9 protein-coding genes are annotated in these 15313 nt (G+C 53.9%); 8 read left to right on the top strand and 1 reads right to left on the bottom strand.

The features are described 5' to 3' along the window. The 4 genes from B3F49_RS00820 to B3F49_RS00805 all read left to right on the top strand — a co-directional run. The coding region (locus tag B3F49_RS00820; protein ID WP_293908565.1) for a TRAP transporter large permease subunit at positions 1-441 on the top strand (441 nt) is incomplete at its 5' end. Between the two features lie 3 nt (positions 442-444). Beyond that, positions 445-1494, top strand: a complete 1050-nt coding sequence (locus B3F49_RS00815; RefSeq protein WP_293908564.1) for a transaldolase family protein — start codon at positions 445-447, stop codon at positions 1492-1494. After that, entirely contained in the window at positions 1491-1835 is a 345-nt protein-coding gene (locus tag B3F49_RS00810) for a cupin domain-containing protein (protein WP_293894301.1), read from the top strand. The genes B3F49_RS00815 and B3F49_RS00810 overlap by 4 nt, the downstream gene beginning before the upstream one ends. A 73-nt stretch (positions 1836-1908) precedes the next feature. After that, a complete protein-coding gene (locus tag B3F49_RS00805; protein WP_293894303.1) occupies positions 1909-2613 on the top strand; it encodes a FadR/GntR family transcriptional regulator in 705 nt (234 codons plus the stop codon). Here the strand turns inward: B3F49_RS00805 and B3F49_RS00800 are convergent. Beyond that, positions 2610-5549 (bottom strand): PEP/pyruvate-binding domain-containing protein, encoded by a 2940-nt coding sequence (locus B3F49_RS00800; RefSeq protein WP_293908563.1) that lies wholly within the window; start codon positions 5547-5549, stop codon positions 2610-2612. The genes B3F49_RS00805 and B3F49_RS00800 overlap by 4 nt on opposite strands. Before the next feature lie 224 nt (positions 5550-5773). Between B3F49_RS00800 and gdhA the strand changes: the two genes are divergently transcribed. The 4 genes from gdhA (at position 5774) to nifJ (ending at position 15048) form a co-directional block, all read left to right on the top strand. After that, positions 5774-7111 carry an NADP-specific glutamate dehydrogenase gene (gene gdhA / locus B3F49_RS00795; RefSeq protein WP_293908561.1) on the top strand — a complete coding sequence of 446 codons (1338 nt, stop codon included), beginning with the start codon at positions 5774-5776 and terminating at the stop codon, positions 7109-7111. A 477-nt stretch (positions 7112-7588) separates the two neighbouring features. Continuing rightward, on the top strand, positions 7589-10090 hold the full coding sequence (locus tag B3F49_RS00790) for an adenosylcobalamin-dependent ribonucleoside-diphosphate reductase (protein ID WP_293908560.1): 2502 nt from the start codon (positions 7589-7591) through the stop codon (positions 10088-10090). 44 nt (positions 10091-10134) lie between these two features. Next, on the top strand, positions 10135-11346 hold the full coding sequence (locus B3F49_RS00785) for an MFS transporter (RefSeq protein WP_293908559.1): 1212 nt from the start codon (positions 10135-10137) through the stop codon (positions 11344-11346). Between the two features lie 168 nt (positions 11347-11514). Further along, positions 11515-15048, top strand: a complete 3534-nt coding sequence (gene nifJ, locus B3F49_RS00780; protein ID WP_293908558.1) for a pyruvate:ferredoxin (flavodoxin) oxidoreductase — start codon at positions 11515-11517, stop codon at positions 15046-15048. The last annotated feature ends 265 nt before the right edge of the window (positions 15049-15313 follow it).

Here is a 15313-nt window from a genome sequence, read left to right as displayed (position 1 = left end):
GCCTCGGCGGCCATCTTTGCCTGGGTGCTCACCGTTGAACAGATGCCCCAGCAGGTCTCCTCCCTCATGCTCGGTATCTCGGACAACCCCGTCATCCTTCTGATGCTTTCCAACGTAATTCTCTTGGTAGCCGGCATGTTCTTGGAATCTACCGCCGCCATCATGATCCTGACACCGATTCTCCTGCCTCCCCTGGTGGCTGCAGGGGTGGATCCTGTCCACTTCGGTCTGGTGATGGTGTTCAACCTGATGATCGGCATGATCACCCCGCCGGTGGGAATGAGCATATACATGCTCAGTCCCATCGTTGGGTTGCCCGTAGGAAAAGTCTTCAAGGCAGTACTTCCCTATCTGGCATCGCTGCTGGTCGCCCTGATCGTCCTCACGTATGTTCCGCAGATTTCCCTGTGGCTTCCCAATCTTGTATTTGCTTCGAGGTAACAAATGAAGAAAACCTATTTTCACCGTGTGCATGAGCAGACTCCGACGAGGTTCTGGATCAACAATCCCACCCTTGAGCAAGCCAGGCTCGCCATCGAGGCGGGGGCGATAGGGTGTACCACCAACCCAAGCTATGTCTCCAAGCTCTTCGGCAGTGAAGAGGATTTGCGAGTGGTGAACAGGGCGATAGACCTGCTGCTGCCCTATGAGAAGAATGACTTGATTGTAGCTTCGAAGGTGCAGCAGATGATGGTTGCCCGCCTTGCAGACTTGTTTTTGCCGTTGTATGAGAAAAGCGGGGGCAGGGAAGGTTTGGTGACCATCCAAGGAGATCCGTTTGCAGAAACCGATACCGCCCTCATTGTTGAGGAGGGACTGGAGAACCGGAAGATCGGTGAGAATGTCTGCATCAAGATTCCGGTGACTACCTGGGGGATTGAAGCCATACGGGTGATGGTTGAAAAAAATATTCCCACCATGGCCACCGAGGTGATGGGTCTCTCCCAGGCTGTCTCCATTTGCGAGGAGTATCAGAAGGCGAGCAGCGAGAGCGGCAACACCCCTCCGTTTTTTGTCACCCACATCACCGGTATCCTGGACGACCACTTCAAGCGGGTCATCAAGGCGAACAATCTTAAGCTCGATGAGAAACTGGTCAAATATGCCGGTCTTTCCATTGCGAAGAAAGAGTATGAGCTGCTGAAGAGCCGAAACTACCCCGGTATCATGATCGGAGGAGGCGCCCGCAAGCTGGAGGACTTCACCGAACTGGTCGGCGGGGACCTGCATATCACCATCAACTGGAAGGGAACAGCCGATACGCTTATCGAGGCGGATGGCCTGGTAGTCAGCCGCATCGAAGACAATTTGAGTGAAGAAGAGATGCAGATTCTCAAAGATCGGCTTCCCGACTATGGGCGGGCCTTGGAGGTCGACGGGATGCAGGTGGATGAGTACTACGACTACGGCGGGGTTGAGTTGTTCAGGACTTCCTTCCAGAAAGGCTGGAATGAGCTGCTCGCCCTGATCGCCGAACGCAGGAGAAATGCATGATGCTGGAAAAGAAACATCGGGGAAGTCTTTCTACGGATACACGGGTCAGCAGGGCGAAGGGGATTGATCGGGTCACCCTTACTTATGACAAGGACACTATGATGTGTTACTTCTACCTCGAAAAGGGTTCGAAGCTTGAACTTCACACCCATGTCCAGAGCCAAAGCGGTATTGTGATAAAGGGTCATATCCACTTCATCAAGGGAGACGGGGAGATTTTGGACTTGCATGCCGGTGATGCCTACTACTTCGCCTCCAACGATCCCCATGGTTCGGATATCCTTGAGGATACCGAGCTGATTGAATGTTTTGCCCCCTCGCGGGATGATTACAAGGACTGAGCCCGGCCTTTCTTGCTTTCGAGCGAAGGTGTTGGTATGATAGGTGTGCTAATCTTTAGGGGGGTGCTTTCTCATGGAAGACATATTCGCAGTCCGCGAGGCCCGGCCTTCTGCGGTTGAAGGGGTGATTGAGAAGATCAAGGCCCTGTTGATCGAACAAAAACTCACCCCTGGGGATATGATTCCCAATGAGATTTCCCTTGCAGAGAGCCTGAAGGTTGGAAGGGGTACGGTGCGTGAGGCACTGAAGATTCTTTCAGCGTACGGGGTGGTGGAGATCAAGCAGGGGTATGGGACCTACGTCTCCAGCGCTTCCAACAAACGCCTGTTCGACCCCCAGCTCTTTCAGATCCTGGTCCAGGACAGGGACTACAAGTCCCTCACCCAGGTCAGGCAGCTGCTTGAGGAAGGCATTGTGAAGCTTGTCATCGAGAGTGTCAGCGACGACGAACTTGCCCTGCTCGACCAGACGATGCAGAAGTTTCAGGCCGAGTTGGCAAAACCCGATGCCTCGGCCCAGCATGCCGGCTCCTTGGACTTGCGCTATCATCGGCTGCTCGCCCGTTTCTCACACAACAGCATCGTGGAGAATATTTACAACTTTGTCATCGAGCTCTTCACCAAGACGATCAACCCCATCCATGTCGGGGTAGCCGAGGTGCACCAGAGGCTGCATCAGGCGATCATGGATCGGGATGCCGACAAAGCGGTCGAAGCAGTCAGGGAGCATACCGCAATCTGGATTTCAGGCTATCAGGCGGCACACAACGTCGGCTAAGGCAGCAGCACCACTCCTTCTCCCTTGAATCCATTCACCTTTATGGTGAGATTCCCGCTGGTGCGGGCATGCACGAAATGCTCGGTCTCGTCATAGATCTCCAGCTGTTTCAGTTTCTCAAGATCAAGCCTCCCTGAACGGCGGTCGGGGTTTATGGTCAGGTACATGCACCCCAGGCTGGTCATGTTCTGGAAGAAGTGCGTTCCTTGGCTTGGTTCGACCTGAAAACCCTTGAGCCCGGTTTCAATGATCACCTTCGATCGTGATATCTGCGACCAGGTGACGGGGATTCCGAGCCACGGGTCGCAAGATCCGAGCCTGCCTGCAACCAGCAAGGCATAGTCCTTCTCGGCAAGCACCATCTGGGCGTTGAGCTTGTCCAACTCCTTTGCCATATCCTTCATGTGTGAGGCATCGAAGCTGTCTACCTTCAAATAGATGATATCCTGAATGTCCTCGATTTTTCCGTTTCCCATCACGACGGTTGAGTAGATGGCTGCCGCCTCTTTCTCCTCAACGGAGATTGCGACGTCGCTCTCTTCGTTTCCTGCTGCGATGGGTCTGATTTGCAGGAGGCTGAACTCCTGTTTCTTGGGGGCTTTACGGTTGAGGTTTACGGCAAACTCAATCTCAACGGGTTTGCCCATCGCCTGGGTCCCCAGGGTCAGGACATCCTTGACGATGCTTGCCAAAGGAAATGCGTCGTACTTGAGCACCCCGTTGAAGGTGATGACTTTCTGTCCCTCGGCCCGTACCGATTCGCTGAGTGTCCCGCTTTGCAGGTCGAAGGTGCTTGCAATGAACTTCAGCGACTCTGGATGCTTGAGGGCCTCATCGAGATCCAGGAGCTCAAGATTCTCCAGCCCTCCCTCTTCCAAGGGATGATAGCCATGTTCCAGGTTCAGCGCATAGAACATATGCTGGCTGCTTGTCTGGTCTCCCCCGAGGAACTGGGCCGGGCGCTTGGGATGGGTGGGTGAGAACCGCAGGGCCGATCCGTTGTCCACCACCGATTTGCCGAAGCCGAAGCTGAGCATCCCCACCCCGTCCTCGGGCCTCTCTCCGCCGAGCGGGTAGTAGTTCAACGACCGTGCGACTCCGCTGATGTTGGGGTACCAGTACGAGCCGTGCTCGCTGCCGATGACCTGCTGGATGATGATCGCCATTTTCTCATCCTCCAGCATATGCTCGGTGGCCTTCAGATACTCCTTTGCACTCCTGAAGTAGGTGGAGGCCCATACCGCTCGTACTGCATCGCACAGCTCTTCCAGTCGCCGCTGGTCGTCGCCTCGATTGGGGAGCATGCAAGTCTCATAGACTCCGGCAAAGGGTTGGTAGTGGGAGTCCTCGAGCAGGCTGGAAGAGCGTACACAAATCGGTTGGTGGATGACCTGGATGATTTCTGCAAGGTTGAGCACCAAATCGGATTGCAACGGTTTGGAGAGGAAGATTTTGAGCAGCGTCTCATCAGGCAGGTCGGCTGTGGTGATGTCCTTGAGGTTGTTCTCATCGATGAATTGGGTGAACTGATCGGTGGTCACCACAACGGTACGGGGGATGGAGAGGTAGACCTCGGGGTATTTGTCCTGCAGCTTCGCCGCCCTGAGAACCATGTCGATGAACGCAAGGCCCCGGCCCTTGCCGCCGAGCGAGCCTCCGCCAATGCGGCTGAAGAAGAGTGTTTCATCGTAATTGTTTCTGCTGAACTGGGCGATGACACCCTTGGTCCGCTCGCTTCGATAGGTCCTGATGATCTCGATGAGCTCCCTCTGCACCTCTTTGGCACTTCCCTGTTGCGGTATTTGCAAACCCTTGATTCTTGCTGCCAGGGTATAGAGGCTCTGGGCCCTGAGCCAACGGGAGAACTCATTGCGGCGGCAGTGGAAATCAAAGCTTTCCTCGGGAATGGAGGGGAGGATTCGCTGCAGGTCGCGCATCGTCTCGGCCCGGGCGATTTCTTCCATATTCTCTGGATTGCGGAAAATGAACGGGCCGAAGCCGTAATGGCTGGTCATGAACCTGTTCAGTTCGAACAACAGCGAAGAGCTGTTTTTCCAGATGAAGTGGGCGCCGTTGTCCTGTGCCATGTCACGGGCGTTTGCATCGCTGCTCTGCACCAACACCGGTATCTCCGGATCCTGTTGGAGGATCTGTTGGGTGAGGGCGAGTCCGGCATACTTGTCTTGCTCTCCGCCTCGCAGGTAGGACATGTCGGTTATGACTCCTAAAATATTATGCCGGTAGGTGGTGTACAGCTGCATTGCCTCTTCGTACGTCCTTGCAAGCACAATCTTGGGCCGTCCGCGCATCCTCAGTGTTTTACCCCAGTTGTTCAGCGCCTCCAGGATTGCAGAGCGGTTCTGCTGGATGAGGCAGGTGTACATCATGGGAAGGTAGGATGAGTAGAAACGAATCGAGTCCTCAACCAGGATGATCACCTGTACATCGGCTTCCTTGGTGTCGTGGTCGAGGTTCATCCGGTCTTCCACCAACTTGATCATGGCAAGGAATATGGTCGGGTCGCCCTGCCAATAGAAGAAGTAGTCGATGTCCTGGCAGTCCGAACCTTTGATCAGCTTGTTGCGCCGGTGGCTGGAAGAGGGGGAGAGGGCTATGACCGGCATGTCCTGGTCCAGGGCCTTGATGGAGGAGGCCAGCTGCTCCACCGATTCCGGTCCGAGGTCGAGCATGGTGATGACAAGCTCGAACTTGCGTTCGCCGATGAGTTTGAGGGCTTCCTCCCCACTGCTTGTGTGGGTGATTTTCGGCGGGTTGTTCAATCCGAGCTGGGTGTACTCCAGATACAGCTCTTCTTCCACCCGCCCGTCTTCCTCGAGCAGAAAGCGGTCGTAGTCATTGCAGATCAGCAATACGTTGTAAATGTGTTTCAGCATCAGGTTGCTGAAGGGCAGCCAGGTTGGATCGAGGGTGTACATAAAACGTAGTGTAGCATGAGCGGCTGATTTTGAATAGAATTTCAGAGTGCGTATAATATTGATAAAAAATTCAAAATATATACAATAATTTGAACAATCGAGTAATAATAAAATAAATACTAACGTTTAACTCAATTTAAACATTGACAGATTGAAATGGCGGGTTTAGTCTTTTTAGACAAGCAACACGAATTGTAGCTGAGATGAAGGAGATAAACCCAAGTATGTATAGCGTTGATGCCTTGATGGAAGAACTGGAACGAAAGAATCCTGCCCAACCTGAGTTCATTCAGGCGGTAAAAGAGGTTTTGGAGAGTGTCATCGACGTGGTCAATGACAATCCTGTGTATGAGAAGCACCGGATTCTGGAGAGAATGACCGAGCCTGACCGCATCTATACGTTCCGCGTTGAGTGGGAGGACGATGAGGGCAACCTGCAAGTGAACAGAGGCTACCGGGTACAGTTCAACAATGCCATCGGGCCGTACAAGGGCGGCTTGAGGTTCCACTCCAGCGTAACCCTTGGGTCGCTCAAGTTCCTTGGTTTTGAACAGACCCTGAAAAACAGCCTCACCACCCTTCCGATGGGCGGCGGCAAGGGTGGAAGTGATTTCAACCCCCGTGGGAAAAGTGACGCAGAAATTCTGCGTTTCTGCCGTTCCTTCATGACCGAACTGCAAAAGTACATCGGTCCCGATACCGACGTTCCCGCCGGCGACATCGGGGTGGGGGCGAGGGAGATCGGCTTTTTGTACGGGCAGTACAAGCGCATCAAGGGGGAGAATACCGGCGTGTTGACCGGAAAGGGCCTTGGCTTCGGAGGTTCCTTGGTTCGCCCCGAGGCCACCGGCTATGGGACGATGTATTTTGCCAAGGCCATGCTTGAGGCCAAAGGCGACAGCATGGAAGGCAAGACAGTTTCGGTCAGCGGCTTCGGCAATGTTGCCTGGGGTGCTGCAGTGAAGGCAACCCAGCTTGGTGCGAAGGTGGTGACCATCAGCGGTCCGGATGGCTATATCTATGACAAGGACGGGGTGGGTACTCCGGAAAAGTGGGCATATATGAACTACCTGCGCACTTCGAACAACGATGTGGTTGCCCCCTATGCGAAGAAATTCGGTGCCCAGTTTGTTGCCGGCAGGAAGCCCTGGGAGGTGCCTGTGGATCTTGCGTTCCCCTGCGCCATCCAAAATGAGCTGAGCCTTGAGGATGCAAAGACGCTTGTCGCCAACGGCGTCAAGTATGTGGTGGAGACTTCCAACATGGGTTGTACAGCCGATGCGGTGACCTATTTCATCCAAAACCGCATCCCCTTCGCACCAGGCAAGGCTGCCAATGCCGGTGGTGTAGCGGTCTCCGGGCTTGAGATGAGCCAGAATGCCATGCACCTCTCTTGGAGCGCCGAGGAGGTCGATGAGAGGCTGTACTCCATCATGGTCAAGATCCATCAGGCATGTGTCACCGAGGGCAGGGAAGCTGATGGGTATATCAACTATGTGAAGGGTGCAAACATTGCAGGGTTCAAGAAGGTTGCCGATACCATGGTGCAACTGGGCTACTAGTAAAGAAAGTTGTTTCGGGATTGTGTATCAAGAGAGTCTTCCAGTTTGGAAGGCTCTCTTTTTGGCACTAGAGCCAAGACAAAATCGTTGTGTTGTCGGTCTCTTTGCAAAGGGTTTTTCTGTGGTGAAGCCGACCGGCAGCGAAAGAAACAATGTGCCGGGTGTGAAGTGTCTTGGGTATAACTTGCAAGGAATTGATGCAAATTTTCTTTTTCATATTTGACCCTTTCCGTCCTTTCCGATACACTTTTTTCAAGAGACGATACCTAAGTGCTATTAAACCCATATAACACTATATATAGCGTTATTCAACTTTCCATAGCGCTATAAATATTGTAATCATGCCTTGCCAATCTTACTTCTCCATGCTATGGTAAATGAGGGTCGACGCTGGTCGACCCTTTGGCTTGGCCTCGGAAAACGGGGTGGAGAATCGAGAATATTTAATTGCGTAAATTCAATATATAGAGGGATTACATGAGCTCAGCAAAGAATGAATTGAGTGCATTGGGTCGCAAGATTTTTCTTGACCGGTATGCGTTGAAGGATGTGAAGAAAGAGACGCTGAAAGTCGGGGACGTCGTGGTTGCCGTGAGCAATCCCAAGACCGGACAGCGTGAAATCGGTGTGGTCACCGAACTGAAAGCAGCCGATGGGATCACCGTCAAGCTCGATGATGGCATGGTCCTGCACGTCAAGCGTGAGGATGTGGACAAGCCGCTTGAGATTGAACCCGCACAGATGCTGGCCCGTGTAGCGAAAGGTATTGCTTCAATCGAGAAGCAGGAGGTTCGAACGAAATGGGAAGCAGAGTTCAATTGGCTCCTGGAGGATTGGAAGTTCGTCCCTGGAGGCAGGATTCTTACCGGTGCCGGAACGGATCAGAATCTGACCTATTTCAATTGTTATGTGATCCCTTCCCCGAAGGACAGTCGTGGTGGCATCATTGCTTCACTGGGACAGATGACCGAGATTATGAGCCGAGGTGGCGGAGTAGGGATGAACATCTCCTCCCTCAGGCCCCGTCACAGCTACGTCAAAGGCGTCAATGGTCGTTCCAGTGGGTCGGTAAGCTGGGGCGGGCTCTTCAGCTTCGTCACCGGGCTGATTGAGCAGGGCGGTTCACGCCGTGGGGCTTTGATGTTGATTCTCAATGTCTGGCATCCGGACATTATTGACTTCATCAACTCCAAGCGGGAGATGGGCAAGATCACCAATGCCAATATCAGCGTCGGCATCACCGATGACTTCATGGAGGCGGTTCGCAAGGACGCCGACTGGCAGACCTGCTTCCCCGATACTTCCGACCCTGCCTACAACGCTGAATGGGATGGCGACATCGCCAAGTGGAAGGCAAACGGTCATAAGGTTGTGGTCTACCAGACACAAAAGGCCAAGAAAATCTGGGATGCGATTGTCGAGAGTGCGTGGGCGAGTGCAGAACCCGGTGTATTCTTCATCGACCGCTACAACAAGATGTCGAACTCTTGGTACTATTCCACCATCCAGAGCACCAACCCATGCGGTGAGCAGGGACTTCCTCCTTGGGGTGTCTGCAACCTTGGGTCGATCAACCTCAGCCGGTTTGTAGAGGGCAAGAAGGTCCTGTACGAGGACTTGGGCCGTGCTGTGCGCAACGCAGTTCGATTCCTGGACAATGTCATCGACGACACTCCCTACTTCTTCGAGGAAAACAAGAAGCAGCAGCTTTCCGAGCGGAGGATCGGGCTGGGGACCATGGGTCTTGCAGACATGCTGATCAAGATGGAACTTCCCTACGGCAGTGACGAGTCTCTTGCTTTCATCGATGAGCTGTACAAGTTCATCTGCATTGAGGCGTACAATGAAAGCAGCGACCTTGCTCAAGAGAAGGGAAGTTTCCCCTATTTTGATGCTGAGAAGCTGCTGCAGAGCGGCTTCATGCTGCAGATGCCCCAAGAGCTCAGGGAGAAGGTGCGCAAGCAGGGCCTCAGGAACGTCACGCTGCTGACCCAGGCCCCCACCGGCACCACCGGCACCATGGTCAATACTTCCACCGGTATCGAGCCCTACTACTTCTGGGAGTGGGAAAGAACCGGTCGCATGGGAACAAACATCGAACGGGTGAAAGTCTACGATGATTGGGTGAAGGCCCATCCCGGCCAAAAGAAGCCTTCCTACTTTGTGTCGGCCATGGATCTAGCCCCGGAAGGGCATGTGAAGGTGCAGGCCGCCATCCAGAGGTGGGTTGACTCTTCGATTTCCAAGACGGGCAACACTCCCAAGGAGTATACCGTGGAGCAGACCGGCAAGCTCTACGAGCTGCTCTATGATCTGGGTTGCAAGGGTGGTACGACCTACCGCGATGGTTCGCGTGACACCCAGGTATTGACGGCCAAGAAGGAAGAGCCGAAGGAGGAGAAACCGGTGGTTTCCCGCTCCACCGAGCCCAAGCCGCGGGTGCGCTCCACCGTTTTGCAGGGAACAACCTATCGCAAGGCTACGCCGATTGGGACTGCGTACATTACGGTCAACTGCGACGGACCGAATCCCAGCGATATTTTTGAGGTTTTCATCAATGTGGCCAAGGTGGGTTCCGATGTAGCCGCTGATGCAGAGGGGCTTGGCAGGTTGATCAGCTTGATCCTGCGCATGCCTTCTCCTTTGACTCCGGACCAGCGGGCGCAGGCGATCATCGGTCAGCTTTCGGGAATCGGCAGCGGTCGGTCGATGGGCTTCGGCAAGAATCGTGTCATGAGTCTTCCTGATGCTGTAGCCCAGGTGTTGCAGCAGCATATCGGCTCATCCGACAGTGAACGCGAAGCTTCACGCCTTCCCGATGAGGAGGATGAGGATGAGGATGGCGGTCAGCTTGATTTGGGGCTTCCTTCTTCCACGGCCAGCGTAAAGCCCGATATCTGCCCGATCTGCGGCAATGTCTCCTTTGTCAACATCGAAGGCTGCAAGAAATGTTTCTCTTGCGGGCATAGCGAGTGTTGACCAAGACCAAGACTATCCGTACCCTCTGTTTTGGGTAGGGTGGTATGAACACTATACGACAACCCCGTCCTTTGTTGACGGGGTTTTCCGTCTACAAGGGCTTGGGGTCCAGCATCTATGCGCTGTTTGCAATCCGGGTCATCAATCGATTCGGGGACTTCGTGCAGCTGCTCCTGGTCCTGATTTTGACTGTCAGGCTCGGTCTTTCTCCCAAGGATGCAGGGATATTTGTCTCAGCGAGCATTATCGCCACCATGGTGGGGCAGATGTCCATCGGCATGGCTGCCGACAAGTGGGGAAAGAAGCCGCTGCTGGTTCTTTGTCAGGTGATGGTCAGTCTTTCCTATCTCTCCTGCGCCCTTTTGGTGGTGGTCCGTCCGAATCTGATCCCCTACCTCATTCTGGCAGCCAGTCCGTTTCGCGGGGGAACCGCTCCGTTGACCAATACCATGGTTGCCGAATTCAGCCCGCAAGGAAGGCTTTCCCACTCCTTCAGCCTGCTGTATCTGGGGACCAATATCGGGGTGGCGCTCGGCCCGATGGTTGCATCGCTGTTGTTTGCCCGCTCGCTTTTGCTGTTGTTTGCAATCTCGGCCGTCCTGCTTTCCTTATCCACCCTCCTGTTGCTTATGACGGTGCCCAACAGGCATGCACCAGAACGGCCAAGCAAGGAGATGCAGCAGGCAAGGGTGCACATTCCTCCCATCCTCTGGCTTTTTTTCATCTTCAACGCCTTGTATACCCTCACCTACGGCCAAAATTCCTTTACCCTGCCGCTGCAGTTCAACTCGCTGTACGGCGATGTTTTGGGTGCGAGCCGCTATGCAAAGCTGATGATGGTCAATGCAGTGGTGGTTCTGGTGTGCACCACGCTGCTCACTGCCTGGACTCATCGGTTGGGCCAATTGGTTTCGATGGCAGTGGCTTTGTTTCTGTACGTTGCCGGCTATTTGGTCTACGCCTTCTGCTCGTCTTTCAGCTTGTTTTTGGTGGCCACCTGCATCTGGACCCTCGGAGAGATCCTGATGGCAACCAATTCCAACGTGTTTCTCAATGTCTATGCACATGAGCGTATCCGCTCGCAGTGCAATGCCTGGATGCATGTGTTTTCAAGCCTGGGACACTCGTTGGCTCCCGCCTTGGGGGGCTTGGTGCTGTTGGACACCGGCTATCGTCAGCTGTGGTTGCTTGCCTGCGGGATCTGCTTCCTGCTTGGGTGCGGTTATATTGCACTAAATAAATACCTGAAGAGTTGATATACTTCTAAAGGACTGCTAATCAAGGAATTCAATCTGGACAAGGTTGCAATCGATTCCTTATTGGTTTATGATGATTCACGGGAAAATCTGCGAGGATTTTTTTTTGTGTGTGCATAGGGTGACCTCTTCAAGGTCGCATCAAATACTGTTTTATGGAGTGTCAAAATGGGTAACAAAAAAAGGGTTACTATTGACGGAAACACCGCTGCAGCGCATATTGCATATGCCTTCAGCGAAGTAGCCGCAATCTATCCGATCACCCCCTCCTCCCCGATGGGAGAGTTTGCTGATTCTTGGGCCAGCACCGGCCGGAAGAACCTCTGGGGTAAGAAGGTGGAGATCATGGAAATGCAGTCCGAGGCTGGTGCGGCAGGTGCCGTTCATGGTGCCCTGTCTGCTGGTGCTTTGACCACCACATTCACTGCTAGTCAGGGATTGCTTTTAATGATCCCCAACATGCATAAGATTGCTGGCGAAATGATTCCTACCGTTTTCCACGTGTCTGCAAGATCGCTTGCTGCACAGTCTCTCTCAATTTTCGGAGATCACTCCGACGTCATGTCCTGCCGTAACACCGGCTTTGCCATGACCTGTGCAAACAACGTTCAAGAGACCATGGACCTGTCCGTGGTTGCCCATCTGGCCACACTCGAGGCACAGGTTCCGTTCCTCAGCTTCTTCGATGGTTTCAGGACATCCCATGAGCTTCAGAAGGTCGAGGAGATTACCTATGAAGATCTCAAGCCGTTGGTAAACGAAGAGTATGTCCGCCGCTTCCGCGAGCGTGCCATGCGCCCCGAGCACCCGAAGTTGAAAGTCGCCGCCCAGAACGAGGACGTATACTTCCAGGGTCGTGAGACCGTAAACCCGTATTATGAAGCACTTCCTGAGATGGTGCAGAAGTACATGGATCAGGTTGCCGCGCTTACCGGCCGTGCCTACCACCTCTTTGACTATGTCGGCGATCCCAATGCAACCGATATTGTCATTGTCATGGGAAGCGGTGCCGATACCTTTGAATGGGCCAGTGACTACCTGAACGAGAAGGGTGGAAAGACCGGTGTTTTGAAGGTGCGCCTTTATCGCCCGTTCAGTGCAAAACACTTTGTACAGGCAATTCCCGCCTCGGTGAAGAGAATCGCCGTACTCGACCGCACCAAGGAACCCGGTTCCCTCGGCGAGCCCCTCTACCAGGATGTCGTCACCGCCCTCAGCCAGATGGGCAGAACCGACATGAAGGTAATCGGCGGACGCTTCGGTCTGTCCAGCAAGGACTTCACCCCCAGCCACGCCAAGGCTGTGTATGACCACCTTGCAGGCAAGGCTTTCAACAACTTCACCGTTGGCATCAACGATGACGTCACCAATCGCTCCATCCCCGTCAACGAGACCATCAACGTCTCCCCCAAGGATGTTGTGTCCTGCATGTTCTGGGGTCTTGGCTCCGACGGTACCGTTGGTGCAAACAAGAACTCCATCAAGATCATCGGCGACAATACCGACCTCAACGCACAGGCTTATTTCTCCTACGACTCCAAGAAGAGTGGTGGTATCACAGTAAGTCACCTGCGCTTCGGCAAGAGCTCTCTCGAGATGCCGTGGTTGATCGACCATGCCGACTTCGTCGCTTGTCACAACCCCGCATACATCGGTCGCTACGACATGCTCGGCCCGCTCAAGAAGGGTGGTGTATTTTTGCTCAACAGCCAGATTCCTTCCGACGAAGTATTTGAGCACCTGACCCGTGAGATGCAGGAGCAGATCATCGAGAAGAATATCCGCTTCTACAACATCAACGCTCTCGAGATTTCCGAGAAGGCCGGGCTTGGAAGCCGCATCAATACCGTTATGCAGGCTGCCTTCTTCAAGATCAGCGAGGTTCTTCCCGAGGCTGAGGCCATTGACTTGGTCAAGCAGTATGTCAAGAAGACCTTCCTCAAGAAGGGCGAGGATATCGTCAAGCAGAACTGGGCTGCAATCGACGGCGCAAGCGATGCTCTGCACCAGGTTGTCATTCCTGCGAAGATTACCAAGAGCTACGAGCCCGCCCGCCTGATTCCTGCCGATGCCGATGACTTTGCAAAGGATATCATGGAACCCATCATGCACCTGAAGGGCAATGATATTCCTGTTTCCAAGATGTCGTTCGATGGAACCCTGCCGACCGGTACCGCCAAGTTTGAGAAGCGCGGTGTTGCTCCCTTCGTACCTCATTGGATTGCTGAGAACTGCATCCAGTGCAACCAGTGTGTACAGTCCTGCCCGCACGCAGCCATTCGTGCAAAACAGATCGATCCGAAGGACCTCGAGGGCGCTCCAGAAACCTTCAAGACCTTGAAGTCAAACACCAAGAACACCCGTAACCTCCAGTTCAAGATTCAAATCTATACCGAGGACTGCCAGGGTTGTGGTGTGTGTATCGAAACCTGTCCTTCCAAGGTCAAGTCCCTCGAGTTCAGCCCGATTGCCACCGAGCGTGAAGCCGGCGAGATCGCCAATGCCGAGTTCTTCGAGGCTCTGCCTTACGACATACTCGATGGTGCTCCCGAGACCTCGATCAAGGGCCTGCAGTTCAAGCAGCCGCTCTTTGAGTTCTCCGGTGCCTGTGCAGGTTGTGGTGAGACTCCGTATGTAAAGATGGTAAGCCAGATCTGCGGCGACCGCATGATTGTTGCCAACGCGACCGGTTGTTCCTCCATCTACAGCGGTACCTTCCCGACCACTCCCTACACTGTCAGGCAGAGTGACGGCCATGGTCCGGCTTGGGGCAACAGCCTCTTCGAGGACAACGCCGAGTATGGTCTGGGCATGCGCCTTGCCGTAGATTCCAACCGCAAACAGCTTCGCATCTACATCGACCAGCTCTTTGCCCTTGGTACCACCGAGGCCCTGAAGAGTGCAATCGAGAAGTCCCTCGAGCTATGGGAAGAGTCCTCCGAAGCTGCCAATGCAGCCCAGAAGGCTGTCCAGGCCGCCCTTGTAGAGGCAATGGCTGTTGCCAATGCCGAACAGAAGGCAGTGCTTGTCAAGATTGACGAGCTGAAGGACTACTTCGCCGACAAGGTCGTCTTCATCATCGGTGGTGACGGATGGGCCTATGATATCGGTTACGGTGGTGTTGACCACGTTATTGCTTCCGGCAGAAACGTCAACATCCTGGTACTCGATACCGAGGTGTACTCCAATACCGGTGGCCAGGCTTCCAAGTCCACTCCGATTGCCGCAGTTGCAAAGTTTGCAAACGCCGGCAAGGAGATCGGCAAGAAGAACATGGGCTTCATGTGCATGACCTATGGCCACGCCTATGTTGCATCCATTGCTCTCGGCTCCAACCGCCTGCATGCCCAGAAGGCTCTGCAGGAAGCGGTAGCTTGGAAGGGCCCCTCGATCATCTTCTGTTACTCTCCGTGCATCAACCACGGCATGAACATGCGTTTCAGCCAGGTTGAGGAGAAGAAGGCAGTGGAAGCCGGTTACTGGCCGCTCTACCGCTTCAACCCCGCACTCGAGGAAGGCAAGAGATTCAGCTGGGATGCCAAGCCGATTTCCGGCTCCTTCCAGGACTTCATCAAGGGTGAGGTCCGCTACACTTCCCTGTACAAGACCAACCCTGAGAATGCCGAGGACTTGTTTGCAAAGGCTGAGGAAGATGCACACAAGCGCTGGAGTTTCTTCGAGAAACTTGGGCCTTTGATGTAAGCTTCATCACCACAATGTTTGTTACGGGGGCTGCCGAAAGGCAGCCCTCTTTCCATCAATGCTCTCGATTCGATACCCCTGCAGTTTGACTTTTGCACCCATGCATCCGATGATGAACAGCTGTAAGGGCGGGTGGAGGAAAGACAATGCGATCAAGGATATTGGTGACCGTACATAGTGGTGGAAGCACCGGAAAATCGAACAGTATCGAGTATCTTGAACAAGCTTGCCTGCAGCTGCCTGATATCCTTGAGGTGGATGTGCG

Origin of the sequence: Sphaerochaeta sp. UBA5836, assembly GCF_002432845.1 — a bacterium.
GTDB lineage: Bacteria > Spirochaetota > Spirochaetia > Sphaerochaetales > Sphaerochaetaceae > Sphaerochaeta.
Note: the sequence above shows the minus strand (reverse complement) of the source record. Positions and strands in the feature narration are given on the sequence as shown.